The 25,459-nt window shown below is 67.3% G+C and carries 17 protein-coding genes; 13 read left to right on the top strand and 4 right to left on the bottom strand.

Annotated features, from left to right (window positions below; translation table 11 throughout):
- The first annotated feature begins 104 nt into the window (after positions 1-104).
- Positions 105-1,361 (top strand): glycosyltransferase family 4 protein, encoded by a 1,257-nt coding sequence (locus K7957_RS14515; protein WP_223012710.1) that lies wholly within the window; start codon positions 105-107, stop codon positions 1,359-1,361.
- A gap of 65 nt (positions 1,362-1,426) precedes the next feature.
- Entirely contained in the window at positions 1,427-2,479 is a 1,053-nt protein-coding gene (locus K7957_RS14510; protein ID WP_223012709.1) for a glycosyltransferase family 4 protein, read from the top strand.
- Here the strand turns inward: K7957_RS14510 and K7957_RS14505 are convergent.
- The 4 genes from K7957_RS14505 to K7957_RS14490 form a co-directional block, all read right to left on the bottom strand.
- The gene (locus K7957_RS14505) at positions 2,476-3,573 is read right to left on the bottom strand and encodes an acyltransferase family protein (protein ID WP_223012708.1); all 1,098 of its coding nucleotides are present in this window, start codon (positions 3,571-3,573) and stop codon (positions 2,476-2,478) included. The two genes, K7957_RS14510 and K7957_RS14505, sit on opposite strands and share 4 nt — an antisense overlap.
- A gap of 157 nt (positions 3,574-3,730) precedes the next feature.
- Positions 3,731-8,776: a hypothetical protein gene (locus tag K7957_RS20680; RefSeq protein ID WP_343228422.1), complete on the bottom strand. Its 5,046-nt coding sequence runs from the start codon at positions 8,774-8,776 to the stop codon at positions 3,731-3,733.
- A gap of 331 nt (positions 8,777-9,107) precedes the next feature.
- A complete protein-coding gene (locus tag K7957_RS14495) occupies positions 9,108-10,253 on the bottom strand; it encodes an acyltransferase family protein (protein ID WP_223012707.1) in 1,146 nt (381 codons plus the stop codon).
- Between the two features lie 100 nt (positions 10,254-10,353).
- A complete protein-coding gene (locus tag K7957_RS14490; protein ID WP_223012706.1) occupies positions 10,354-11,535 on the bottom strand; it encodes a glycosyltransferase in 1,182 nt (393 codons plus the stop codon).
- 210 nt (positions 11,536-11,745) lie between these two features.
- Between K7957_RS14490 and K7957_RS14485 the strand changes: the two genes are divergently transcribed.
- The 11 genes from K7957_RS14485 to K7957_RS14435 all read left to right on the top strand — a co-directional run bounded on the left by K7957_RS14485 (position 11,746) and on the right by K7957_RS14435 (position 25,332).
- Entirely contained in the window at positions 11,746-12,300 is a 555-nt protein-coding gene (locus K7957_RS14485; protein ID WP_223012705.1) for a polysaccharide biosynthesis/export family protein, read from the top strand.
- Positions 12,301-12,356: 56 nt separating this feature from the next.
- On the top strand, positions 12,357-13,619 hold the full coding sequence (locus K7957_RS14480) for an outer membrane beta-barrel protein (protein WP_343228430.1): 1,263 nt from the start codon (positions 12,357-12,359) through the stop codon (positions 13,617-13,619).
- A gap of 44 nt (positions 13,620-13,663) precedes the next feature.
- Positions 13,664-15,778 carry a GumC family protein gene (locus tag K7957_RS14475; protein WP_223012703.1) on the top strand — a complete coding sequence of 705 codons (2,115 nt, stop codon included), beginning with the start codon at positions 13,664-13,666 and terminating at the stop codon, positions 15,776-15,778.
- Positions 15,779-16,010: 232 nt separating this feature from the next.
- On the top strand, positions 16,011-17,300 hold the full coding sequence (locus K7957_RS14470; protein ID WP_223012702.1) for an MATE family efflux transporter: 1,290 nt from the start codon (positions 16,011-16,013) through the stop codon (positions 17,298-17,300).
- Entirely contained in the window at positions 17,297-18,193 is an 897-nt protein-coding gene (locus K7957_RS14465; protein ID WP_223012701.1) for a glycosyltransferase family 2 protein, read from the top strand. The genes K7957_RS14470 and K7957_RS14465 overlap by 4 nt, the downstream gene beginning before the upstream one ends.
- Positions 18,194-18,371: 178 nt before the next feature.
- Entirely contained in the window at positions 18,372-19,202 is an 831-nt protein-coding gene (locus tag K7957_RS14460) for an aldo/keto reductase (protein ID WP_223012700.1), read from the top strand.
- Positions 19,199-20,512: a Gfo/Idh/MocA family protein gene (locus tag K7957_RS14455; protein WP_223012699.1), complete on the top strand. Its 1,314-nt coding sequence runs from the start codon at positions 19,199-19,201 to the stop codon at positions 20,510-20,512. The genes K7957_RS14460 and K7957_RS14455 overlap by 4 nt, the downstream gene beginning before the upstream one ends.
- A gap of 190 nt (positions 20,513-20,702) precedes the next feature.
- Positions 20,703-21,959, top strand: coding sequence for a hypothetical protein (locus tag K7957_RS14450; protein WP_223012698.1), 1,257 nt, complete (start codon positions 20,703-20,705; stop codon positions 21,957-21,959).
- On the top strand, positions 21,952-22,728 hold the full coding sequence (locus tag K7957_RS14445; RefSeq protein WP_223012697.1) for a metallophosphoesterase family protein: 777 nt from the start codon (positions 21,952-21,954) through the stop codon (positions 22,726-22,728). The genes K7957_RS14450 and K7957_RS14445 overlap by 8 nt, the downstream gene beginning before the upstream one ends.
- A gap of 147 nt (positions 22,729-22,875) precedes the next feature.
- A complete protein-coding gene (locus tag K7957_RS14440; protein WP_223012696.1) occupies positions 22,876-23,883 on the top strand; it encodes a GDP-mannose 4,6-dehydratase in 1,008 nt (335 codons plus the stop codon).
- Positions 23,884-23,931: 48 nt separating this feature from the next.
- A complete protein-coding gene (locus K7957_RS14435; RefSeq protein ID WP_343228429.1) occupies positions 23,932-25,332 on the top strand; it encodes a glycosyltransferase family 2 protein in 1,401 nt (466 codons plus the stop codon).
- Positions 25,333-25,459: the final 127 nt, after the last annotated feature.

Below are 25,459 nucleotides of genomic sequence, written 5' to 3'. Positions count from 1 at the left end.
CGCTCAAGGCGGAATGCAAGAGGTCGATGATGCAAGAGGATCAACGGACCCGTCGGGCCGCCCCTCAGCAGGAGACGTCCTATGCGACCGAAGCTCGCCGGCCGATGACGCCGCGTCGGTTCCTCTTCGCCATCCGCCCCTATGCACCAGACCAGGGCGGCGGCTCTGCGCGATCGACGCAGAACCTCGCGGAAGCGCTACTGGCGCGCGGCCATGAGGTTCATGTCGTCCGCCTCGTGCCCAAGGACGGTGTGGCCGACGCGCGCGCCGCCGCCGCGGCGGCGGGCCTGCTCGCCCCGGACCGGCCGACGCTGCACTTCCATCCGATCCACAACATCTACGGCCCCTATGACGACACCGTGCACCACGGCGCTTTGCAGAAGGCGGTGTGGCACGCGATCGACCTGCACAATCCAGCGGCCGCGCGCGACTTCCGCGCGCTGGTCCGCGCAGTCCGGCCAGACGTGGTCAACACCAGCGTGGTCGACGGCTTCTCCACCTCGATCTTCGCCGCGGCGACCGCCGAGGGCGCCAAGCTCGTCCACACGATGCGGGACTATTACCTGCTCTGCTCCCGATCGGGTATGTTCCGCGGCGGGAAACCCTGCGAGCGTCTGTGCGGTGACTGCACCGTCCACGCCGCGGTTCGACGGCGACACGCCCGTCACGTTGACCTTTTTCTCGCCAACAGCCGCTTCGTTGCCGACGAGCACGCGCGCTACGGTGCCTTCCCGGCCGGACGTCCGGTGCTGGTGCAGTGGAACATCAACGACAATCCGCTGGTAAACACCCCCCGAGCGCTCCCTGACGATCGGATCGTCTTCGGCTTCATCGGCCGCATCGCGCCGACCAAAGGAGTCGAGAACCTCCTGGACGCCGCGATAATGCAGCGTGACGCGGGTGGGCGTGACTGGAGCCTCGACATCGCGGGCGACGGCGATCCCGCCTATCTCGCGCAGCTCCGCACGCGCTACGGCGACGACCGCATCCGCTTTGTCGGCTGGACCAAGGCGGCTCCCTTCTATGACTCGATCGACGTGCTGATCTGCCCCTCCACCTACAACGAGCCGCTGCCGCGGGTCATCTACGAGGGCTATGGCTTCGCGCTGCCGACGATCGCCGCAGCCAGCGGCGGCATTCCTGAAGTGGTAGAGGATGGAGTGACAGGCCTATTGTACCGCCCCGATGACGTCGCCACGTTCGCCTCCCACATGGCACGCTTTCGCGCGATGCCGACAGACGAATACCGTCGCTTCAGCGCCGCCGCGCTGGCGGCAGCGACGCCGTTCACGGCCGACGCGGTGATCTCGACCTACGAGGCGCGCATTGACGCGCTGCTCAGCGGCGGGCTGCCGGAGTGAGCGCCGGGCCGAAACCGAAAGTGCTGTTTTTCTGCCCCGTCCCGGACTTCAAAGGCGGCGCGGAGGTGGTGCTCAGCGATATGCTCCGCAACCCGGGGATCGTGCCGGCGTTGGCCGTGCCCGCGGAAGGAGCGGTGGCGAGCGCCGCGCGCCGGGAGGGCGTCGAGGTGGCCATCGTGCCGTTCGGCGCGGTGAGCGAGATTCGACGACCGCTCCGGCCGCGCGTGATCGGCGAGGCGATGCGCGACTTCTACCGCGCCGCTGCCGCGCTGAGGCGCGCTGCCCGCACGCTTGGCGCCGACGTTATCCACAGCAACGGCATGAAAGCGCATTCGATCGCCGCGCTGGCCCGGATGACGGGATCGCCGCCGCTGGTGATCCATATCCACGACCTTCCGGTCTACCGCTCCGAGGCGGCGGTGTGGCGGACGCTGGCCCGCGCCGCGACACAGACGATCGTCGTCAGTCGCGCGTGCTGGCCGGATGCGAGCCTGCCACGGAACGTCACCGTGGTTCACAATGGCTTTGAACCCGCGGTGCTGAACACGACGCCCGCCGCCTCGCCGCCCCTCACGATCGGCTTCTGCGGCCGCTTGCACCCGTTCAAGGGTGTCCATCTGCTGCCCGACTGGCTTGCCGCGGCGCGCGACGCCGGCATCGATGCGCGGCTGATCGTGCGCGGCGAGGCGGCGCCCGAACATGCCAGCTATGTCGAGGCGATCAGAGCGCGCGTTGCCGCGCTTGGACTCGACGATCAGGTCGATTTCGAGGGGCGGCGCGAGGGCCTGGAGGCGATCTTCGGCGGGCTCCACGCGGTGGTGGTGCCATCGGACACGCCCGATCCCTTGCCGCGATCGGTCATGGAGGCGATGGGGCTGGGCCTGCCGGTGATCGGCTACCCCGCCGGAGGCATCCCCGAGATGATCGCGCACGGGCGCAATGGCTGGCTGGTGGCGGACGCCGACGGCTTCGTCGCCGCGGCGCGTGTACTCGCCGCGGGCGGCGCACCGGTCGAGGCCATACGGGGCGCCGCGCTGGAGACGGTGCAGCGCGACCTGTCCCTTCCCGTCATGTACGAGCGGCTCGACGCGATCTACGCCCGAGCGCTCCAGCGCTAGGGCAGACGGCGCGTCAGCGGGCGCTCGATCAGGGGGTAGACCATTGCCGAAGCCGCGATGGTCAGCACGGTGGCGATGATCAGGAAGCCGTCGCCGGCACCACGGAAATGCCCGGCCTTGAAAGCAGCGTTGACGAACAGCGTGATGACACCGTGCGCCAGGTAGATCGAGTAGCTCGCCGCGCCCAGGAAGATCGCGCCGTCGACGATCCTGCCGCCGCGCCGCGGCTCCACCAGGATGCAGCCGAGCACGAGCAGGAAGCCGGGAACGCCCCAGACGAGGACTCGTAGCTCGACGGGATCGGAGAGCAGGCTCGTCGCCATCAGCGCGCCGGCGCCCAGGAGGATGCAGCCCCAAGCGATCGCGCGGCGAGCGGGCAGGGCGTGAAGCCGGCCCGTCGCCGCCAGCCAGCCCAGCAGCGTGCCACCGACGAATTCGAGCATGAGCGGATCATGCAGGTACGGCGGCGCGCCGGGCAGGAGGACCGCCAACACCGCCACGGCGGCGACGGCCACGGGGGTCCAGGGGAAGACTCGACGGGAACCGAGCAGGACGATCACCAGCGTACAGGCAACGTAGAACAGGGCCTCGTATTGCAAAGTCCAGCCCTGATCGAGGATCGGGTGATGGTTAACCCGACCATCGGTCGCGATCTTGGTGACCGGCAGCAGCAGCAGCGAGCGCAGCAGCAGGTCCGGCGTCAGCACCAGCGTCTTCATCGCGCGCCCGCTCGCCCACAGCGCCACGATCACTAAGGTAAACAGCCAGTACAGCGGGACAATCCGCTTGATACGCGCGACCACGAAGCTGCGCCAGCCCACTTCCTGCGGCCGCGCCAACAGGCTGTAGACGATAACGAAGCCGCTGATGCAGAAGAAGATGTCCACACCGCTCGCGCCCACCCAAGTAAAGCTGCGAAAGCTCGCCAGGGTGGAGCGGCCGTGTGCCTGCACCATCTGGCAATAATGGTGGAAGACGACGATCGAGGCTGCGATGCCCCGCAGGATCTGGATGCCGTCCAGCTGCCGCGGGACCGCGCGCCCCTGCGATCGCGCGATCGTGATCCCGGTCGTTTCCATCGTCTCAGCGCGCATGCATGTGCCCCCCGGCAGGCCCGAGCCGATCGCATGGCAGAGCGCATGCTGCATCACAAGGCAAGCACGGCCGACGTGCCGGCGGCTGCGCCGGAATGACACGTCCGCCGCGCCCCGGCAGGGCCGGAGCGCGGCGGCGGCTCTTCCACCCGGCGGCTTAGCCGAAGAGGAAGTCGCCGGCGGTGAGCAGGTGCCCGTCCAGCGAGGTGACGTGCAGAGCGAAATCGGCGTGACCGTCGCCGTTGGTGTCACCCTGGACGATCCAGTGCGCGCCGTCGGCGGCGGCGACATCCTCGGCCACGATCAGCTGACCCGCCCGGCCCGTGAACTTGCCCCCCGCGACGAAGCTGAAGTGATCCAGCGTGCCCGCGGCGTTGGTGGCGATCGCGTCGATGCCGGAGAGATCGATCTTGTCGCCGTCGGCGAAGCGAAAATCGGTGATCGTATCGTTCGATCCGGCCGTGATGACGAAGCGATCGGCCCCGCCTCCCCCGGTGAGCGCGTTGTTACCCGCGCCACCGTACAGCCAGTCGTTGCCGCCGCCGCCGACGATGACGTCATTGCCCCCGCCGCCAAACAGCCGGTCATTGCCCTCGCCGCCGAAGAGCCGATCGTCGCCGCCCAGCCCGGATACGTGATAATTGCCGCTCAGGCCGGCCACACTGACCGTCTCCGATGCCGCAGTGCCGTCGGCACGCAGCAACGAGCCATCGATCTCGATCGTGTAGACCGAAGTCGGCGCCACGGTCGTGCCGTTCGTCACGGCGTAGGTGACATCGACGCGGGCATGCTCCCCGACGTGGAGCAGGCCGCCAGCGGCGTTGGCGTCGAGCGTCAGCACACCGTTCTTGATCGTATAGGCCGAGGAGTCCACGGCGCCGAGCACGTGGCCCGCGTCGTCGACGAGGTTGACGCTGGGTGAGCCGACGATCGCCAGTTTGCCGCCGCTGGCCGAGGTGAAATTGTACAGGCTCTTGCTCAGCATCGCCTGGTCGTCCAGTTCGACGAAGCCGTGGTAGGCGCGGCTGCCGTCGGCGCCCGTGAGCACCGCCAGGGTCTTGTTCCCGGCCTGATCGTAGGTCTCAACGAGCTTGCTGCCGTCGGCGTGATAGGCAGCGTTGTACTCCGTCGTGCCGTCGGCATGGAAGCGCGTGAGCGCGGTGAGCCCGCCGCCCTTGGCGTAGACATAATGGTCCGAGGTGTAGCTCTCGCCCTTGATGCCATAGTGCCACATGTCGCCGCTCTTGTCGGCGTTGGTGATCGTCTTGCTCTTCAGCGCACCGCTCGCCGCGTCATAGGCGGAATAGGTCTGCGTCCGGTTCGCCGCCACGTCGGTGCGCGCGGTGAGATGGCCCCCCGCATCGTAGCTGAAGTTGCTCGTCACGCGCGTGCCGTCGACCGCCTTCACCGCCTCGGACAGCTTGTTGCCCTTGGTGTCGAAGATGTCGGTCACCGTGCTGCCGTCGGCACGGGTCTCGCTCGCATATTGAACCTTGCCGTCGGCGTAGTAGCGCGTCAGCTCGACCGTGGCGCCGCCCTTGGCGTAGACATAATGGTCCGAGGTGTAGCTCTCGCCCTTGATGCCATAGTGCCACATGTCGCCGCTCTTGTCGGCGTTGGTGATCGTCTTGCTCTTCAGCGCACCGCTCGCCGCGTCATAGGCGGAATAGGTCTGCGCCCCGTTCGCCGCCACGTCGGTGCGCGCGGTGAGATGGCCCCCCGCATCGTAGCTGAAGTTGCTCGTCACGCGCGTGCCGTCGGCCGCCTTCACCGCCTCGGACAGCTTGTTGCCCTTGGTGTCGAAGATGTCGGTCACCGTGCTGCCGTCGGCACGGGTCTCGCTCGCATATTGAACCTTGCCGTCGGCGTAGTAGCGCGTCAGCTCGACCGTGGCGCCGCCCTTGGCGTAGACATAATGGTCCGAGGTGTAGCTCTCGCCCTTGATGCCATAGTGCCACATGTCGCCGCTCTTGTCGGCGTTGGTGATCGTCTTGCTCTTCAGCGCACCGCTCGCCGCGTCATAGGCGGAATAGGTCTGCGTCCGGTTCGCCGCCACGTCGGTGCGCGCGGTGAGATGGCCCCCCGCATCGTAGCTGAAGTTGCTCGTCACGCGCGTGCCGTCGACCGCCTTCACCGCCTCGGACAGCTTGTTGCCCTTGGTGTCGAAGATGTCGGTCACCGTGCTGCCGTCGGCGCGGGTCTCGCTCGCATATTGAACCTTGCCGTCGGCGTAGTAGCGCGTCAGCTCGACCGTGGCGCCGCCCTTGGCGTAGACATAATGGTCCGAGGTGTAGCTCTCGCCCTTGATGCCATAGTGCCACATGTCGCCGCTCTTGTCGGCGTTGGTGATCGTCTTGCTCTTCAGCGCACCGCTCGCCGCGTCATAGGCGGAATAGGTCTGCGTCCCGTTCGCCGCCACGTCGGTGCGCGCGGTGAGATGGCCCCCCGCATCGTAGCTGAAGTTGCTCGTCACGCGCGTGCCGTCGGCCGCCTTCACCGTCTCGGACAGCTTGTTGCCCTTGGTGTCGAAGATGTCGGTCACCGTGCTGCCGTCGGCGCGGGTCTCGCTCGCATATTGAACCTTGCCATCGGCGTAGTAGCGCGTCAGCTCGACCGTGGCGCCGCCCTTGGCGTAGACATAATGGTCCGAGGTGTAGCTCTCGCCCTTGATGCCATAGTGCCACATGTCGCCGCTCTTGTCGGCGTTGGTGATCGTCTTGCTCTTCAGCGCACCGCTCGCCGCGTCATAGGCGGAATAGGTCTGCGTCCCGTTCGCCGCCACGTCGGTGCGCGCGGTGAGATGGCCCCCCGCATCGTAGCTGAAGTTGCTCGTCACGCGCGTGCCGTCGGCGAGCTTGACCAGGCCGATCGTCTTATTGCCCTTGGCGTCGAACGTGTCGGAGACGGTGCTGCCGTCGGCCTTGGTCTCGGACCGGAACTGCACCTTGCCGTCCGCGAAGTAGCGCGTCAGCGCCGCGGTCGCGCCGCCCTTGCCATAGACGTAGTGGTCTGAAGCATAGCTCTCGCCCTTGATCCCGAAATGCCACATGTCGCCGCTCTTGTCGGCGTTGATGACGGTCTTGCTCGTCAGCGTCCCGCTCGCGGCATCATAGGCGGAATAGGTCTGGACGCCGTTCCCGGCGACGTCGGTGCGCGCCGCCATGCGACCGACCGCGTCATAGGTGAAGGTGGTGGTCGTGCGCGTCCCATCGGCCGCTTTCACCACCTCGAACAGCTTGTTGCCCGCGTTGTCGTAGGTGTCGCTGACGGTGCTCTGGTCCGCCCTGGTCTCGGTGGCATATTGCACGCCGCCATCGGCGAAATAACGCGTCATCGCGATCGTGGCACCACCCGCGCCGTAGACGTAATGGTCCGACGCGTAGCTCTGCCCTATGATACCGAAGTGCCACATGTCGCCGCTCTTGTCGGCGTGGGTGATGACCTTGCTGGTGAGCACGCCCGTCGCTTGATCGTAGCTCGAGTAGGTCACCGTGCCGTCGGCGCTGGTCTGCGACGAGGAGAGCATGTTACCGGTCGCGCCGTAGAGCACCAGACCACGCGTGCCGTCGACCGCGAGCGTGACCTCCTTCTGCAGGAGACCATCTTTCCAGAACGTGTCGGCGGTAGAGCCGTCGACATTGACGAGATGCTCTTTGCGCACCCCGTCCGCACCGGTACCGGACGTGGTGGTGGACACCAGTGCGCCCGCCTGGTCGTAGCGCGTGTCGCTCTGCCAACCTTTCCCGCTGTTGGCGATCTTGAAGCTGAAGCCGCCGTCGATCTTGCCGAGCACGTCGGCGTAATGCTCCAGCAGATCCTTCATCGTTGCCGCCGACGAGACCTGAAGGACATGATCGCCGGTCAGCTTCACCGCGCTGACGCCGGTCATGTGCGATAGCGCGTCGATCTGCGCGACGAAGTCGCGCTCGCCGAAGCTCATCACCGTCGATGGCGCGACACGCGCGGCCTCGGTGAATGGCTGGTCCGAGCCGAGTTCGACGATCAGCGGCGAGTCACCCACCGCGACAGTGATCGAGGACACGTTGGTGTAGGTCGCGATCGGCGTCACGCCGTCGGTGGGACTATAGACATAGACCTTCGCCTGGACGTCGCTGAAGCTCACCGTCACCTGCTGCGGCGCGATCGTCGCCGCCGTGCCGGTCGCGGCGTTCCACGCCGGCACGTCGCGCCACAGCACCAGGTCGATCGCGCCCGAGCCTTTTGCGAGGTTGAGCGTGTGCCCGTCACCCCCCAGACCGTCCACCGCGAACGTGCCGGAGACCGCATGCCCTTGATCGGCTCCGATCAGCGTGGTCAGGTTGTGCACCGCAGCAGCAGCCAGCTTCGGCGTCCCGTCGGCGTTGAACAGGCCGAAGTAGTTGTTGGTCGCGCGCGCCTCGGCACCGGGGGTGTCGAACAGCGTGTAGATGAACGTCTTTTCCGCACCCTGGCTGTAGCCGAGCAGCAACTCGGAGAGCGTCATCTTGGCCTGGGCGAGCTCGTCCACGCTGAGGCCGGAGCCCGCGAGCGTCGTCAGCCCGGTCTCGGTGATGATCGTGCGCTTGCCGGACGACGCGGACGATGCCAGTGCGACGCTGTTGGCGAAGCGTTGGCCGATGTCGCTTGCCGGACCGGTGTAGACGTGCGCATTCGCATAGTCGCTGTAGGCCGACAGATCGCCGATCGCCGCGTAGGCGGCGGGATCGTCGTTGCCGACTGAGAGGTTAAGAACGCCTACGCGCGACAGCACATCGTTCGCCTTCACGGCCGTGTACAGCAGCTTCTGCACGTCCGCCGCGGCGCTCAGCGAGGTATCGCCGCCCAGGTTCGTACCGTAGAGATTAACCTCGTTCTGCCCTTCGATCGACACCACCGCGCCGGCATGCGCCTGCGCGAAGGCGGCGATGCGGTCGACCTGCGCCTGGACTCCACCGGCGCCGGCGGCGGCGACGCTGCTTGGCGTGACAATATTGAACTTGATGCCGGCGTCGGCCATCGACGAGAGCACCTGCGCGGCCAGCCCGTCCGGATTCAGTCCCTCTCGTACCGTGTTGATGTTCAGGTAGTTGAGGGCGCGGATGATCAGCGCCGAGTTGTCGTAGGCATCGACCGAGTCGAAGGACGCGTGCGAATTGATCCCGAAGCTGCCAAGCAGATCCAGTGCTGAGCCGGCATTCGCCGACGAATAGACCGACGCGCTCACGACCGCACCCCGCGAGGGGTAGCGTTCGTTAACATCTGATTCACGAAGAGCAGCGCAACGTCGCTGCGAACATTGATAAGCGGCATGAGCTTACTCCGATCTACTGCCGCCCTGTTTGATGGATCCCCCTTCCTTTCAGCCTAATACCCATAGTTACGCGGAAATTAAGTACGGTCCGGCAAGAAACGGTCGCTATTCGGCGAACGGCTGTCTCAGAGCGCCGAAGTGAGCGTCACGGTGTATCCTTCTGCCACCGGCGCGTTCTGGCCGGCCGGATCGGCGGCTTCCCTGTCGTGCCGGACGGTCCCGCCGCGGCGCCGTGCCGAACGGCTCAGATCACCTCGGAGCTCGGCGAGCGAAAGCGCTCGCCGTGGTCGAGCCGCGCGCTCAGGCGCTTGCCGAGGGCGATGGCGGGCTTCTCGATCAGAACGTAGCAGATCGAAGCCACGGCGACCGAGGCGAGCATGATGGCGACCACGTAGAGGTGTGGACTGATCGCCCGATGTGCAGCGGGCGGAAGCGCCCGCACCACGACGTCCTGCACGACCGGCGCGAACAGATAGACCGAGTAGCTGACACGGCCGAGATACTGGAAAACGGCGCCGCTCACCCGCCAGCGCGTGGTCATCAGCAGGAACACCGCCAAGGCGACATAGTAGCTCGCCGTATACCGGTACCAAGCGCCCTCGACGCCATAACCGAGGTAGCTGATCACCGGCACTGCGATGATGAACAGGACCGCCAGCCACTTCGCATGGCGACGCGACGCCTCGTCACCCTCCACCAGCCAGAAGCGCCACAGCATGCCGAACAGCATCAGCGTGAGCGCGAGCAGGAGCGCGATCGGAAGGCCCTTGCCGGTGAGCCCGCGGAGCACCGCCGCGCCGAGCCCGATCGCCATCATCGTCACGGCAGTGACGAACAGAAACCGGACGTCCCGGAGCTTCCCGAGCCGGTAGAGGGCGACGCACAGGGCGTAGAAGACGAGCTCGATCTGCAGCGTCCAATACACGCCGATCGCGTTCGGCTGACCGACGAACTGCTGGAGCATGGTCAGGTTGGCGAGCAGCTGCACCAGACCGAACGGCGCGCCAGGCACGACGAAGAAGAAGTAGATGCCGAAGGGTATCGACAGCCAATACGCTGGGTACAGGCGGAAGAACCGGCTGATGCAAAAGTCCCGCACCGGGTAGCGCTTGCCCCGCAACAGGGAGAACGGCACGACGAAGCCGGACACGATGAAGAACAACGCGACGCCGGCCTTGCCGAAATCGATCATGTAGGCGCCAGCGATGAAAGCGGCATGCTCGATCCCGACGGTGCTCAGTCCGTTCTCGACGAAGTAGCGCGCCATGTGGAAATAGATGACCACCAGCGCGGCGAGCCCGCGGATCGTGTCGATGTAGCCGAGCCGGTTGACACGCTTGCCTTTCGGCGTTGGCGCGGGCGACGGGATCGCGGCATCAAGGTTGCTCATACGCGCGGGCCTATCACAGCGACTCGCCCGAGTCATTCAGCCCTCACCATAAATTGCCGCACCGCAGCAAGACGCGATCGTGCTCGCGGGCGTGATCGGCTCAGCCGCGCTCCCGTTCTGCCAGCACGTGCCCCGGCGCCGCCGCGGCAGGCGGCGTGTCGCGCACGGAATAGGCCGGGTCCCACGTGGCGTAGGTTTCATTGAAGAAGATCGACTCGAGGAATCCGGTCGCCACCCCGGTCAGGCTCAGCGCCGCCGAAGAGAGCAGCGAGAAGGGGCGGAGGCGCGTCACCTCGCCCAGCACCAACATGACGCCCACGGCGGCGGCGAGCGCTCCCGCGACCGCCGCACCCAAGGCAAAGCCGACCGCCAGCAACGCGCACAGCGCGGCGCCCGCGAGGAAAAAGGGCATAAGCCACTTCATCAGGCGATGCGACACATAGCCGTAGAGCAGCACGAGCGGCATGCGCCGCAGCCTCGGCCACATGGCACGATGGACGTTCAGCGCCTGACAGGCGATCCGCTGCTTGCGCCGCTTCTCCTCCGTCGCGCCCGTGGCGCTGCGCTCGTATACCAAGACGTGGTCGAGCGAGACGATCCGCGACCCGGCGACGAGGATGCTCAGGCTGAGGTACAGGTCGTCGATGAGGTGCGGGGGGGGCGGCACGTGAAGCGAGCGTCGCATCAGGAACATCGCCCCGTCGCACCCGATCAGGCCCATGCGATCGCTCTCGATGCGCTTGATCCACTCCTCCGTGCGCCAATAGATCGAACCCAGCGAGCTGGTCGCCGTTTCACTCGAATTGGAGTAGATCAGCTTGGCACTGGCGCAGCCGACGCTCGGGTCGCGCAGCGCAGCAGCAAGCTCGATCGCGGCGTTCGCATCGCTTTCCACGTTCGCGTCGGTGAACAACAGATAGTCGCTGCGGCTGCGGTTCACGAGGAGGTTCATCCCGGCGGTCTTGCCGGCACGCTCCGCGCCGACGACGAGGTCGATCCGGTCGGCGTAGCGGTTGAGGATCGCGACCGTTCCGTCCGCCGGCGCATCGGCGTAGACGTGTATCGTGGCGGGTCCGTAAGCGGCGGCGATCTCGAGCAAACGCTCGACCTTCGCCGCGATCACCGACTCTTCATTATATGCGCTCATACAGATCGCGAGACTGGGCCGCCTCGACGCCTGATCGATCATCAGCGGGCGCGGTCGAACGAACGCACGCAGGCTGAGCGGGTAGCTCAGAAGCGGGTGAATAGCGCACATCAGCAACACGACCGTACCGATCACCGCAAAGAGGCTGGCTGTGATAATTTGGGGTCGCCTCGATCAACGGTCCGGGTTGGCCTACTCTCCATATTCCTGGGAGAGGCTCAGTTATGCAAACAAAAATAGATCGAAGAAGTGTCCGATTCCGAGCAGTGTGCTGCACTGCACCATGTTGACGGAGCAGCGGCGCTACTGATAGGAAAACCACTCCTTTACCAGGGAGCTTAGTTGGTGCGTACGCTAGCCACATTCGGCTTGATCCTGCTGCTACCCGCCGTCGCGACGGCGCAGACCGCAGCGACTCCGACCCCCGCCACGAGCGGGACGGCACCCTATCGGCTGGGATCTGGCGACAAGCTGCAGATCGCCGTCTACGGCGAGCAGGAGCTGACCGGCGAGCAACTGGTCGGCCCCGACGGGTCGGTCACGCTGCCGCTGATCGGCCGTGTCGCGGCGGCGGGACGCACGGCAGCGCAGGTCTCGGAAGATATCCGGACCCGGCTGGCGGACGGGTTCGTGCAAAATCCCAGTGTGGCGGTGACGATCGTCGCCTACCGTCCCTTCTACATCTTGGGCGAGGTGAACTCGCCCGGTCAGTATGAATATGCGCAGGGCATGACCGTTCTCTCCGCGGTAGCCCGGGCTGGCGGCTTCACCTATCGCGCGAAGAAGGGCGAGGTCTTCGTGAAGCGGGAAGGTGACCCGCGCGAGTATCGCGTGCAGGTCACGAACGACCTTCTGATCCAACCGGGGGATACGATACGAGTCGGCGAGCGCTACTTCTGATGTGCAGGCTTCATCTGCGCTCGGCGTTGGCGCAGCGGCGCCTCGGCTTGGTCGCCGTGATGCTATGCGCCTCGGTCTCGCCGCTCGCAGCGTCGGCCCAGGTCTACGGGCCCCTGCTCGACTCGGAGATCCCGCTGTCGACCGCGACAGGACGCAATCAGGGGGTCCTCGATCGTCCTAAACCGGAACTGGCACCGCAGGGTCTGCCGCTCGGCGGGTTCCGCGTCTTCCCGGAGATCTCCGCAGGGATCGGGCTCACGACGAACGTCATCGGCGCCGAAACCAACCCGCGATCCGACGCCTTCGCGACGCTGCGGCCGCAGGTGACCGTGGCGAGCGACTGGGGGCGCCACGCGTTGTCCGGCGTGTTCAACTACGATGGTGCGCGTTACCGATGGACTCCGGCCAAGAACGAGGATGCCTTCCTCGCTCAGGTCGACGGTCGGCTTGACGTTGTCGGCCGCAGCGTGATCAACGGGTCCGCGTCCTACCGCCGAACCTACGAGGATCAGCAGGAGGCCAACTTCCCGATCAACGGCGGCGGCACCGTGGCGGTGGATCAGGCGCGGGGCATGCTGCGGGCGGCCGTCGTGACCAATCGACTGCGCTGGACCTTCAGCACGGATTTCAATAGCTTCCGCTACAGCGACACGATCACCACGAACAACACGCGACTGGACCTCTCCTTTCGCGACCGGTCGGTGTACCGCGGCACGGTGCGGAGCGAATATCAGCTGAGCGCCGACAATTCGGTGTTCGCGCAAGCGACCTACCGCAAGACCGACTATGTCACCACCAACCCCCTAGACGATCGCACCAGCGGCGAATGGCGGCTGAGCGTCGGTGCCATCGCCGATGTGACGAGCTTGGTCCGGATCGCTGGCGCGGTCGGTTATTTTCACCGCAGTTACGACAGCCCGGCCTTCTCGTCGGTCGGCGATTTGTCGGTCGACCTGCGCGCCGATTATTACTTGTCGCCGATCACGACGATCTCCGCGGTGGCCTCGCGACAGCTCGAGGAGGCCGCGGTACGCGGCTCTCCGGGCTACATCGCGAGCCGCGTCGGCGTTCGCGTGAACCACGAACTCCTGCGTAACCTCGTGCCCTACGTGGGCGCGGAGTATTTCGAGGGGCAATTCAAGCGCTACGATCGCCGCGATCATGGTTTTGGCGTGGGCGGCGGCTTCAACTACACGCTCAATCGCCGCTGGTTGCTTGGGCTCGACACGAACTATCGCTCACGACTCAGCAGCGGCACGCAGCGCGGCCCCGAGATCAACGAGTTCCGCGCGCTGACCAGCTTGACTTTCAGGATCTGACCGATGCCGACCACGCTTCTGCCCCTTGCATACACAGGTAAGCGATGAACCAGCCGACGACCCGTGATCCCGGCGAGCAGGATCTCGCCGGCCTGTTCTCGCGCCTGCGCCGTCATCTGCCGATCAGCCTCGCCATTATCGTCGCGGCCATGGTGTTGGCCTATGTCGGCACAAAGCTGATGAAGCCGAAGTACACCGCGACGGTGCAGCTGCAATATGCGCCGCCGCCGGCGCTGGCCAACGATCCCGCCGGACAGCGTCCGCAGCAGGTCGGCGACACCGAGCGGGAGGCGGCGATCGCATCGCAGCTGCAGATCGTGACTTCGCTTCCGGTCGCCAAGCAGGTGCTGCAAGCACCTGAAGTGGCCAGCAACCCGACGGTCCAGGCACTCGCACGCGCGATGGATCCGAGCGGCCAGTCGGCTGATGCCAGGGCGGCGGCGGTACTCGCCAACGTGTCGACCGGTCGGGTCGGGCAGACGCCGCTCTTCACCATCAATTACACCGACGCCAACCCGCTCGAGGCGGCCAAGATCGCGAACGCTTTCGCACAGGCCTATCTCATCGTGCAGGCGCAGCAGAAAGCCGGTGCCGATAAGAACGGCGGCGGCGATCTCGACAAGCAGCTCGCCGTCTTGGCGGAGCGCGCGCGCGCCGCGGACGCGGCGGTAGCCTCGTACCGGCTGCGCAACAATCTGGTGATCGATCCCGCCTCGGCCGCGATGGGGGACCAGCTCAACAACATGAACACCCAGCTCGCCGGTGCACAGGGCGAGGCTGCGCAGGCCGCCTCGCGCGGCGCGGCGAGCGGCAGTACCGTGATCTCGGGCGGGGTCGACACCACCGCGCTGTCGAGCTTGCGGGAGCAGCGCGCCGAGGCCGCCCGCGACCTGGCGGGGCTCACCGCGCGCTACGGCGATCGCAACCCGCAGGTGATCGACGCCCGTCAGAAGGTCAACGAACTCGACAGGTCGGTCGATCGCGAGATGACCAGTGTCGCGCGGAGCGTGCGGGCCGAATCGGACGCGGCGCGGGCGCGCGCCTCGTCGATCGCGGGTAGCGTCGCGCAGACGCAGGGCCGTCTCGCTTCCAACGTGCGCGCGGGCGTCGAGCTCGCGGATCTCCAGCGCAAGGCGGATGCTGCGCGGCAGCTCTACGCCAACCTGTTGTCGGCCGCGGGCCAGCAGTCTGCCAACCTCGCGATCGTCCAGCCGGACGCCCAGATCATGGTCGCGGCCGTGCCGCCGCTCCGTCCGTCCTCGCCCAAGCTCGCGATCAACCTGCTGGTCGGCTTCGCGCTGGGCGCGGCGATCGCGCTGGCGCTGGCCTACCTGCGTGAGCGCTGGTCGCAGACGATCAACACGATCGACGACATCCAGCGCCTGCTCGGGGTCGACTTCCTCAACTCGATCCCGACGCTGACCTCGGCGATCGACAAGCCGCGTACGAAGGACCCGGCCGAGGCGGTGATCCTCCACCCGATGTCGTCCTACGCCGAGGCGTTCCGCAGCCTGGCGACGACGCTCATCTTCGACGCGCGCGAGGCGAAGACCGAGGGCGGCCGGGTCATCGCGGTCACCTCCGCGCTGCCGCGCGAGGGTAAGACCACGACCACGACCTCGATGGCGCGCGTGCTGGCGATGGCCTCGACCAAGGTCGTGATCATCGACGCCGACCTGCGGCGACGCTCGGTGACCCAGGCGATGTGCCCCGACGCGCCGATCGGCTGGACCAACGCGCTCAACGGCGAGGCGACGCTGCGCGACGTCATGATCACCGACCAGACCGGCGCGATCATCCTGCCGATCACGCCGGGCGCGGAGAAGGGCCAGCGCATCTTCGAGACCGAGGCGTTCAAGGACATGCTCGCCACGCTGCGGCGCGAGTTCGAGGTGATCCTGATCGACACCGCGCCGGTGCTCGCGGTGGTGGACACGCGCACGATGATCCCGCTGGTCGACTCGCTCGCGCTGCTGACGCACTGGCGCCGCACCCCGGTGAAGGCGGTGCGCGCCGCGCTCCATCAGATCGAGACGGTCGGCGGGTCGGTCGCCGGCGTGGCGATGACGATGGTGAACCTGAAGACACAGGCGCAGTCGGGCTACGGCGACGCCTCCTATTACTACAACGACATGAAGGAATATTACGTCAGCAATTGACGACACCGCGGTGCCGGCACGGGCCGGCGCCGCGGTGTCGTCATCCCGAGCTCGTTTCGGGATCCGCCTTGCCGCAGGCGCCGCCGCCTCTGTGTGGGCGGCGCGGTGGATCCTGAGACAAGCTCAGGATGACGGCGGGTGAGCGCCGCTCGCTCCAGCGCCTTCACCCTTCCTACCCTTACCGCCCCGACGAGGAGGACCGACCATCCCGGCGCAACGCCTCGAACGCGCGATGCGCACGCTGGCCGCGCCGCTGGAGCGCCGCGTCGGGGCCGCCGCGGCGCCGCGCCTGTACGCGCTGGTCGACCAGGGCACGTCGGGGCTCGGCAACATCATCGCCTTCGCGCTGCTCGGCCGCGCGCTGGCGGTGACCGAGTTCGGCGCGGTCGGCATGATGATCGGGCTCCACTATGTCATCGCGGGCTTTCACCGCTCCGCCGCGGTACTGCCCTTCACTACGGACCATCGCGCCGACCACGACCCGCGCGCGGCACGCGCCGAGAATAGCGACTGGTGGTGGATCGCGCTCGTGCTCGCGTTGGCGCTCTCGGCGGCGACCGCGCTGGTCGGGGGCACGGTGGCGCTGGCGGCGCGGCGCTGGCCCGGGAGCGGCTGGGCGATCGAGCCGCTGCTGCTCACCGCGCTGATCTCGCCCGCGATGCTGGCGTGGGAGTTCGCTCGACGCTGGCTCTACAAGATCGACCGCGCCGACATGGTGGCGCTGTGCGCGACCGCCTATTTCCTCGTGCTCGCGCTCGCCGCGCTGCTGGCGGGGCGGCTCGGCCTGGGCGCGCCGGGCGGCGCGCTCGCCTGGGTGCTCGCCAGCCTCGCCGCGCTCGCGCTGGCGCTGCCGGGGCTCGCCCCCGCGCGCGCCGACCGCGGCGGCGTCCGCGCGCTGGTGCGGCGGCACCGCGCCGAGTCGAGCTGGCTGGCCGCGACCAACCTCCCCTATTCGGTCTACAGCACCGCCTCGATCGTGGTGGTGATCGGCGTGTTAATCGGCCCCGTCGCCGCCGCGCTGTTCACCGCGGCGCGGACGCTGACCAACCCCGCGATGAGCATCGTCTCGGCGATCGACTCGATCGACAAGCCGCGCGCCGCGCGCGCTTTCGCCGCCGAGGGGCTGCCCGGGCTGGCGCGCGTGGTGCGCCGCTCGCGGCTCACCATCGCGGTGGCGACCGGCCTGTACCTCGCGCTGGTCGCGGTCTTCGCCGCGCCGCTGGTCGCGCTGGTGTTCCACGGGCAATATGACGGCTCGGCCGCCAACGTCCGGCTGCTCGCGCTCGGCTTCTTCCTGTTCGGGCTCAACCTGCCCTCGGAGACTTTGCTGATCGTGCGCCGCGCCGGGCGGACGATGCTGGCGATCCGCTGCGTCACCGCGGCGCTGACCATCATCGGCCTGTGGCTCGGCGGGCGCCACGGCGTCGCCGGTATGGCCATCGCCTTCGCCGTGACCCAGGCGATCAACCTGCTGCTGCTGCGCGCCGCCGAGGCGCGCCACGCGCGAGAGACCCCCGCATGACCGACATCCGCTACTCGATCGCGATCCTCACCTACGCGCGCGAGCCGATCCTCGCCGAGGTGATCGAGCGGCTCGCCCGGCATCTCGCGGGGCGCAGCGACTATGAGCTGATCGTGATCGACAACAATGTCGAGCGGATCGACCGTACCGCGCAGCTCGCCCCCTTCGCGCACGCGGTGCACCTGTGGGACGGGGCCAACAAGGGTGTGGTCGCGCGCAACCTCGCGTTCGAGCAGGCGCGCGGCGAAATGGTCGTGCTGCTCGACGACGACGTGTTCGTCGAGACGCCTGACTTCCTTGACCGCTTCGGCGCGCTCTTCGAAGGCACGCCGCGGCTCGGCGCGGTGACGATCCGCAAGCACGTGCGCGGCGAGACGCGCCCCCGCCCTGACCTGATCCCGCACACCGACAAGTCGATCGACCTGACCCGGCCGTTCGACACCTTCCGCTTCGTCGGCGGCTGCGTCGCCTTCCGCGCCGCGACGATCGCGGAGACCGGGGGCTTCCTGCCCGACTTCTTCTACGGGCTGGAGGAGATCGAGCTCTCCTATCGCATCATCGATCGCGGCTGGACGATCCGCTACCAGCCCGACATCGTGTGCGAGGAGCTGGAGCATCCCGCCGGGCGCAAGCCCAAGCGGCAGGTGCAGTCGGACAGGCTGACCAACAAGTTCATCATCAGCTACCTGCGCATGCCCTCGCCCTACGTCTGGGTGAACCTGATAGCCTTCCCGCCCTATGCCTATGCATTCGCGCGCGGCGAGATGGACGTGGCGCGCGCGATGCGGCAGTTCGTGACGTGGCTGCGCCGCCAGGATCGGCCGGCGCGCCAGCCGATCGGCAAGGCGGCGCGGCGGTACATCCGCGACTGCGGGGGGCACCTGTGGCGGTGAGGAACTTCCTCACTCCTCCCCGGCACGGGGAGGTGGCAGCGCGCAGCGCCGACGCAAGAGGGGCTCCGCATGCGACCCGGCGCGTGCGTGGCGCCCCCCCTCCACCACCCGGCTCCCCCGGGTGGTCCCGCTCCCCATCCTGGGAAGGATTTTACGTCACTCACCCGGAGGCCCACCGATGACCGCGCCCGCCTTCCCGCCGCTCGGCCTCGGCTGCGCCAAGATGGGGTCGTTCAACAATCCCAGCACGCTCGCCGACAGCGTCGCGCTGATCCAGCTCGCGCTCGACCTGGGCGTGACGCTGCTCGACACCGCCGATATCTACGGCCAGGGCGACAGCGAGCGCGCGATCGGGCGCGCGCTGCGCGGCCAGCGCCACCGCGCCCAGGTCGTTACCAAGGCGGGCAATGCCTTCTCCGCCAAGATGCGCGTGTTGCGCCCGCTCAAGCCGCTGATCCGCGCGGTGCTGGCGCGGCGCGCGATGGGCGCGGCGGTGACCGCGCAGCGCGGCGGCGCGATGCGTACTGACTGGAGCCGGGCGGGGCTGCTGCGGGCGCTCGACGGCTCGCTGCGGCGGCTGCGCAGCGACCATGTCGACGCCTTCCTGCTCCACAGCCCCGACGCCGCGACGATCGCGCGCGGCGAGGCGGTCGGCGCGCTCGCCGAGGCGAAGAGATCGGGGCGCGCGCGGCTCGTCGGGATCGCCTGCGACGACACCGCGAGCCTCGACGCCGCGCTGGCGAGCGAGGTGACCGAGGTGCTCGAGCTGCCGTGGGACGTGATCGCCGCGATCGACGACGCGCGCGGCGCGGCCATCCGCGCGCGCGGCATCCCGGTGATCGCGCGCGAGGTGCTGCGCTTCCAACCCGGTACCGACGCCGCGGCGGCGGTGCGGCGCGCGCACGCGACGCCGCTGGTCACCACCACGCTGATCGGCTCGCGCCAGCCCGAGCGCGTCCGCGCGCTGGCGGCGGCGATCGGCGACCATCCTCAGGGGACTGAAGCATGAAGATCGCGTTCGTCGGCTGCGGCTATGTGTTCGACATCTACATGCGCACGCGCTGGGCCTATCCCGAGATCGAGATCTGCGGCGTCTACGATCGCGACGCCGCCCGCGCCGCGGTGGTGCACCGGCATTACGGCTTCGCGCTCTATCCCTCGCTCGACGCGCTGCTGGCGGACGAGCGCGTCGAGGTGGTGATCAACCTTACCAGCATCGCCTCGCACGAGGAGGTGACTCGCCGCGCGCTCGAGGCGGGCAAGCACGTCTATACCGAGAAGCCGATCACCACCGAGCCGGCGCGCACCCGCGCCTTGTTCGAGCTGGCCGAGGCCAAGGGCCGCGTGCTCGCCGCGGCGCCGTGCAACCTCTATTCCGACGCGGTGATGACGCTGTGGAAGGCGATCGCCGACGGCGCGATCGGCCGCCCCGTGCTGGTCTATGCCGAGCTCGACGACAATCCCGCGCACCTGATGCGGCTCGACACGGTGACGAGCCCGACCGGCGCGCCCTTCCCTTATGCCGAGGAGCTGCAGGAAGGCTGCACCGTCGAGCATATCGGCTATCACCTCGCCTGGCTGTGCGCCCTTTTCGGGCCGGTGCGCGCGGTGACCGCCTTCTCGACCTGCCTCGTGCCCGACAAGAACACGCCCGAGCCGCTCCACCCGGCCACCACGCCCGACCTGTCGGTGGCATGCCTCGCCTTCGACCACGGCGTCGCGGCGCGCGTGACGTGCAGCTGGGTGGCGCCGCGCGACCACCAGATGCGCGTCATCGGCGAGGCGGGCGAGATCAGTGTCGACAACGTCTTCCACGACCAGTCGCCGGTGTTCCTCGAGCGCTTCTCGCGCGTCAGTCTGAGCGCGCGCAAAGCCTATAGCGCGCGCAGCCAGCCCGCGATCGGGCGCCGCTTCGGCATCAAGGGCCGCCGCCTGTCGCTGGTACGGCGCTGGAAGTCGCACGCGGTCGAGGCCGAGCGCGGCGTCGGCAACTCGCCCAAGCACAAGCTGGTGAGTTGGCTGCGCCGCCGCGAGGTCTACGCGCAGGACAAGATCCTCGGCATCGCCGAGATGGGCAAGGCGCTGGCGGAAGGGCGGCCTCAGCTGATGGGGCCGGACTTCCTCCTGCACCTCAACGAGCTGACGATGCTGGTGCAGGACGCCGGCGCGCGCGGCGCCACCGTGGTGCCGAGCACCAGCTTCGCCCCGCTCGCGCTACCCGCCGATCTCGCCGACTCGCCCGACTATCGCGCCGGCTATCGCGCGCGACTGGCCGAGCGCACCGCCGCCAGTGCGGTCGAGCGGATGCACCGCCGCTGAGCCGCCGTCTGTACCGAGCGTGGACAGACAGGAGGTATTCGGCCTATTTGTCGGAGTGCGCCATCGCGGAAGGCGGCGCATCAGGCGCGGATGAACCAGGGAGTGTTGGTGCGTGCCGTCGGATCTTGATCAATTCGGAATGCCGCTCCGCGGCGGTGACAGGACCGCGCCGCGGCGCAGGTCCCGTACGATGTCGCCTCCGGCGGAGCATCCGCGTGAGATCGAGCCGGACGAGCAGAAGACGGAGGCGTTCCGGCAGAACGTCATCTTCGGCATGTTCGTCGCGATGATGATCGGCATGACGCTGTTCGAGAAGATCGGCGTCGGGCCGGCCGATGCACCGGTCGCGTTGATCGTGCCGATCACCTTCGCCGCGCTCGGCGCCGGCATCCTCTTCGCCAAACCGCTCATCCGGTTCGAGCGGATGCTGCTCTATTTCGCGGTGGTCGTCACGTCCGCGCTCAGCAACGTGCTTTTCGCCAACACCTTCTCGGTGACGAGCCTGCTGCTCTACTTCGTCCTCTACCTGCCTCTCCTCGTGGCCTTCGACACCACCGAGGCGACCTATCGTCGCTGCCTGTCGTTCTTCAGCACCGCCATGCTCGTGTTCGGCGCGGCGGTGTGGGCGCAGCACGCGATCCAGTTCTCGATTGGGTGGAGGTACTGGCCTAATCTCGACAAACTGGTCCCGCCCGCCTACTTGATCCCTCAATTCGTCTACATGCAACCGATCCGCTACGGCATGGACTTCATGAAGCCGCAGGGGTTCGTGTTCCTCGAAGTCTCGTTCGTCTCGCAGTTTCTCGCCTTCGCGCTCATCATCGAGCTGCTCTTTCTCCAGCGCATGTGGCGCGCCGCTTTCTTCGCGGCCACGTTGTTCGCCACCTTCGCGGGCACAGGAATGCTGCTGGTGCTCGCGGCGTTGCCGATCATCTTCACCAGGACGAACACGCGGACCTTCGTCATCATCCTGATCACGGCCGTGATCGCACTCTTCGTAGCGTTTCAATTGCACTGGTTCGACCTTGTCGCCGACCGCCTCAACGAGTTCCAGCGCGCCGGATCGAGCGGCTCGTCCCGCTTCATCGATCCGCTTGACCGGATCCGTCGCGCGCTCGCCGACCCGACCGCGATCTACTCGGGCGTCGGCGCCGGACAGATCGAGCGCGCCATGAACATCTTCTGGTGGCCGATCGTGAAGGCTACGGTGGAATATGGCCTGATCCAGGGCATCCTCTTCTACGTCTTCTTCATCGTGTCGCTGTTCGATCGCGCGCCGAGCCGGCAGCTCTCGATGATCCTCATCCTGTGGTTCTCGTTCGAGGGTACGTTGCTGACGCCGCTCAATCCTCTCATGTGCGTCATGCTCTCGACCATGTTCGTTCTCCGCGACCAGCGCTCGACCCGGCGCAACGGTCGTCCGCGCGACGCCGCCGCTCTTGCCTGAGGAACGTGCCACGCCGCTGCTGACTCACCGCCTGACCTACGCGGTGGGCGATATCCACGGTCGCGCCGACCTGCTCGCCAGGCTGCTGACGCGGATCCGCGCGGATCGCGACGCGCGCGCACCCGCAGGCCCCGCGTCGATCGTCTTCCTGGGCGACTATGTCGATCGTGGCCCGCATTCGCGCGAGGTGATCGACCAGTTGCTCGCTTTCGCCCAGGATCCTGGCTTCGAGAGCCGCTTCCTGCTCGGCAACCACGAGGACGCGATGCTCGACTATCTCGACGGGCGAATTAGCGGGCTGGGCTGGAGCAAGCATGGCGGCGATGCCACGCTCCGCTCCTATGGCGTGGCACCGCCGCGCGAGGAGTCGCGCTCCGCCTGGGCGGCGTGCCGAGATCCTTTCCGCGCCGCTGTGCCGCCGACGCACCGCGTCTTCCTGGAACGGCTCGAGCTCGCGGTGGCGCAGGACAGCCTCCTGTTCGTGCACGCGGGTATCCGCCCGGGCGTGCCGCTCGACCGACAGGAGAAGCGCGACCTGCTGTGGATCCGCAGCGAGTTCCTGCAGGGCGAGCGGGACGATCACTGGTTGGTGGTGCACGGCCACACGCCGAAGGAAGAGGCCTATGGCGGGCCCGGCCGACTGTGCCTCGACAGCGGCAGCTATCTTAGCGGCCGACTGACCGCCGCGGTGTTCGACGGCGGCGACGTCGCGCTGATCGAGACTCATGCGAGCGGTTCGCGACCGTTTCCCGTCCAGCTCGCCGGCTGATCGCGCGGCGAGCGGGAGGGTCGCGCGCTTCCGGCGCCGCTTCGCCCCGTCCGTCACCGCCGTTCCACGGCGGTGCAGGCAGATGACTGAGCACTTGCAGCATCATACGTAATGGCGGATGGCGGCACCGCCTATCGGGGAGAGATCATGCAGGTTCTGGTCACCGGCGTCGCCGGATTCATCGGCAGCCATGTCGCGCGGCGGCTGATCGCCCGCGGCGACACCGTGGTCGGCATCGACAATCTCAACGACTACAACCCGGTGCAGCTCAAGCGCGACCGGCTCGAGGCGATCACCGCGGACGGCGGCGGCGAGCGCTTCACCTTCCACCAGCTCGATTTCAGCGACCATGAGGCGATCGACGCCGCGCTCGGCGGCACCGACATCGAGCGGATCGTCCATCTCGGCGCGCAGGCCGGCGTGCGCTACTCGCTGAGCAACCCGCGCGCCTATGTCGCGTCCAACCTCGCGGGCCATGTCAACATGCTCGAGCTGGCGCGCGCGCGCCGCGTCGACCAGATGGTCTACGCCTCCTCCTCCTCGGTCTACGGCACCAGCCCCGACCTGCCGTTCCGAGTCGAGCAGCGCGTCGATTTCCCGATCTCGCTCTACGCCGCCACCAAGAAGGCGGACGAGCTGATGAGCGAGACCTACGCGCACCTCTACCGCATCCCGCAGACCGGGCTGCGCTTCTTCACCGTCTACGGGCCGTGGGGACGGCCCGACATGGCGGTATGGGGCTTCACCGACAAGATCCTCTCAGGGGTACCGATCGAGGTCTACAACGGCGGCAACATGCGGCGCGACTTCACCTATATCGACGATATCGTCACCGGCATCGTCGCCGCGCTGGACCACCCGCCCGCGGACGACGGCCTGGTCAAGGCGGGCGGCAGCGTCTCGCCGCATCGCCTCTACAATATCGGCAACAACAAGGCCGAGGAGCTGGAGACGCTGATCACGCTGATCGAGGAAGCGTGCGGGCAGAAGGCGATCCGCGTCGACAAGGGCATGCAGCCCGGCGACGTGCCCGCGACCTACGCCGACCTCACCGCGATCCGCGACGACCTCGGCTTTCGCCCGACCACGCCGATCGCGGTCGGCATCCCGCTGTGGGTCGAGTGGTACAAGGGCTATCGCGCGCGCCGGAGCTGAGATCCTCGTGCGCGGACTGCCCGGGGCATAACAGCCGCCCCCTTGTCGATGTCGAGGAAGCGCGGCTTCGACGCGGGCGAAGAGCGAGCTGGTCGGATCGGTGGGTGGCGGTCGGTCAATCCGTCCGCGATGACGTACGGAGAGGGGCAGCATCGACGGTACGGATCTGTCGCCACGGACGCGGTTCCGTACCGCAGCGACAATGCCTTGGGTTCCGCTCCGCCGCCGGGACATGGCGCACTGAGCCGCGCTCGTCGCCATCATCACAACGACCTTGCAGCAGGCTGGTTCGTGTGGGAGGTCACGGCGATGGAGGTGATGTGCGAGCAGGAGGCAACGTCGGATCGGCGCGCTCCGCCGGCGCAGTTGGCGATCGTGGTTCCCGCCTTCAACGAACGAGAGAACGTCGCCTCGCTGGTTGACGCTCTCGACCGAGCGCTTTCCGGCCTCTCGTGGGAGGTCATCTTCGTCGACGACGATTCACCCGACGGCACCGCCACGCGCGTCCGAGTGTTGGCCCAGCGAGACGCGCGCGTGCGCATCTTGCAACGTGTTGGCCGTCGCGGTCTCGCCTCCGCCTGCATCGAAGGGATGCTCGCTACGGCGTCGCCCTTTATCGCGGTAATAGACTGCGACCTTCAGCATGACGAGACGCTGCTGCCGGCGATGCTCGACCTGTTGAGGTCGGGTGATACCGATCTCGTCGTGGGCACCCGCTACTCGACCGGGGGCGGCGTCGCCGACTGGGCGCGCAACCGCGCCGCGGCGAGCCGGCTGGCGACTCGACTCGCGGTACGGTTGACGAAGATCCCGATGAGCGATCCCATGAGCGGATTCTTCATGCTCACCCGTGCGTCGTTCGAGCGCTCGCTGCCGCACCTCTCGTCCGTCGGCTTCAAGATCCTGATGGATCTCATCCTCAGCGCGCCCAGCCCACTCCGTCTAGCCGAGCTACCATACACCTTTCGAGCCCGTCGCCATGGCGACAGCAAGATGGACTCGCTTGTTCTATGGGAGTTTGGGCAGCTCTTGCTGGAGAAGCTCACCGGGGGAAGGGTACCGTTACGATTCTTCAGCTTCGCGTTGGTGGGCTTGGTCGGACTGTTCGTCCACATACTCACGTTCGTGCTTGTATATGTGACCGGTACGGCGAGCTTTTCGACGGCTCAGATCGTGGCGACCGCGGTCGCCATCACCAATAATTTCGCCTTGAACAATAAACTGACCTATCGTGATCAACGACTTCGCGGGCGCGCCTTGCTGCGCGGGTGGCTGACGTTCAATCTTGTGTGCGTGACCGGCGCGGTGGCGAATATCAACATCTCGCAGTGGCTCATCGTTCATAACAGCTACTGGCTCTGGTCGGCTGTCGCTGGAGCGCTGGTCAGCGTGGTCTGGAACTACGGTATGTCCTCGGTCTTCACGTGGCGTCGACGCTTGTCCACCTGACCTCGCCATGCCCGCGCTGGAGCGGCCTGAGCTTCGTCGCGGAGGCGCCTCGATCTCGCCGTCGGACCTAGATAATACGCTTTTAACTTCAGGCTGTTAGCCAGCACGGAGAGTGGGGGACTATCGC

Origin of the sequence: Sphingomonas yunnanensis (genome assembly GCF_019898765.1) — a bacterium.
Taxonomy (GTDB): domain Bacteria; phylum Pseudomonadota; class Alphaproteobacteria; order Sphingomonadales; family Sphingomonadaceae; genus Sphingomonas; species Sphingomonas yunnanensis.
Note: the sequence above shows the minus strand (reverse complement) of the source record. Positions and strands in the feature narration are given on the sequence as shown.

Bases quoted from the DNA above. Each gene is read 5' to 3' on its own strand.
- K7957_RS14455 (WP_223012699.1), top strand. From the start codon at position 19,199: ATGAAGATCGCGTTCGTCGGCTGCGGCTATGTGTTCGACATCTACATG.
- K7957_RS14450 (WP_223012698.1), top strand. From the start codon at position 20,703: ATGTCGCCTCCGGCGGAGCATCCGCGTGAGATCGAGCCGGACGAGCAG.
- K7957_RS14435 (WP_343228429.1), top strand. From the start codon at position 23,932: ATGTCGAGGAAGCGCGGCTTCGACGCGGGCGAAGAGCGAGCTGGTCGG.
- K7957_RS14495 (WP_223012707.1), bottom strand. From the start codon at position 10,253: ATGAGCAACCTTGATGCCGCGATCCCGTCGCCCGCGCCAACGCCGAAA.
- K7957_RS14515 (WP_223012710.1), top strand. From the start codon at position 105: ATGACGCCGCGTCGGTTCCTCTTCGCCATCCGCCCCTATGCACCAGAC.
- K7957_RS14440 (WP_223012696.1), top strand. From the start codon at position 22,876: ATGCAGGTTCTGGTCACCGGCGTCGCCGGATTCATCGGCAGCCATGTC.
- K7957_RS14470 (WP_223012702.1), top strand. From the start codon at position 16,011: ATGCGCACGCTGGCCGCGCCGCTGGAGCGCCGCGTCGGGGCCGCCGCG.
- K7957_RS14505 (WP_223012708.1), bottom strand. From the start codon at position 3,573: ATGCGCGCTGAGACGATGGAAACGACCGGGATCACGATCGCGCGATCG.
- K7957_RS14460 (WP_223012700.1), top strand. From the start codon at position 18,372: ATGACCGCGCCCGCCTTCCCGCCGCTCGGCCTCGGCTGCGCCAAGATG.
- K7957_RS14475 (WP_223012703.1), top strand. From the start codon at position 13,664: ATGAACCAGCCGACGACCCGTGATCCCGGCGAGCAGGATCTCGCCGGC.
- K7957_RS14465 (WP_223012701.1), top strand. From the start codon at position 17,297: ATGACCGACATCCGCTACTCGATCGCGATCCTCACCTACGCGCGCGAG.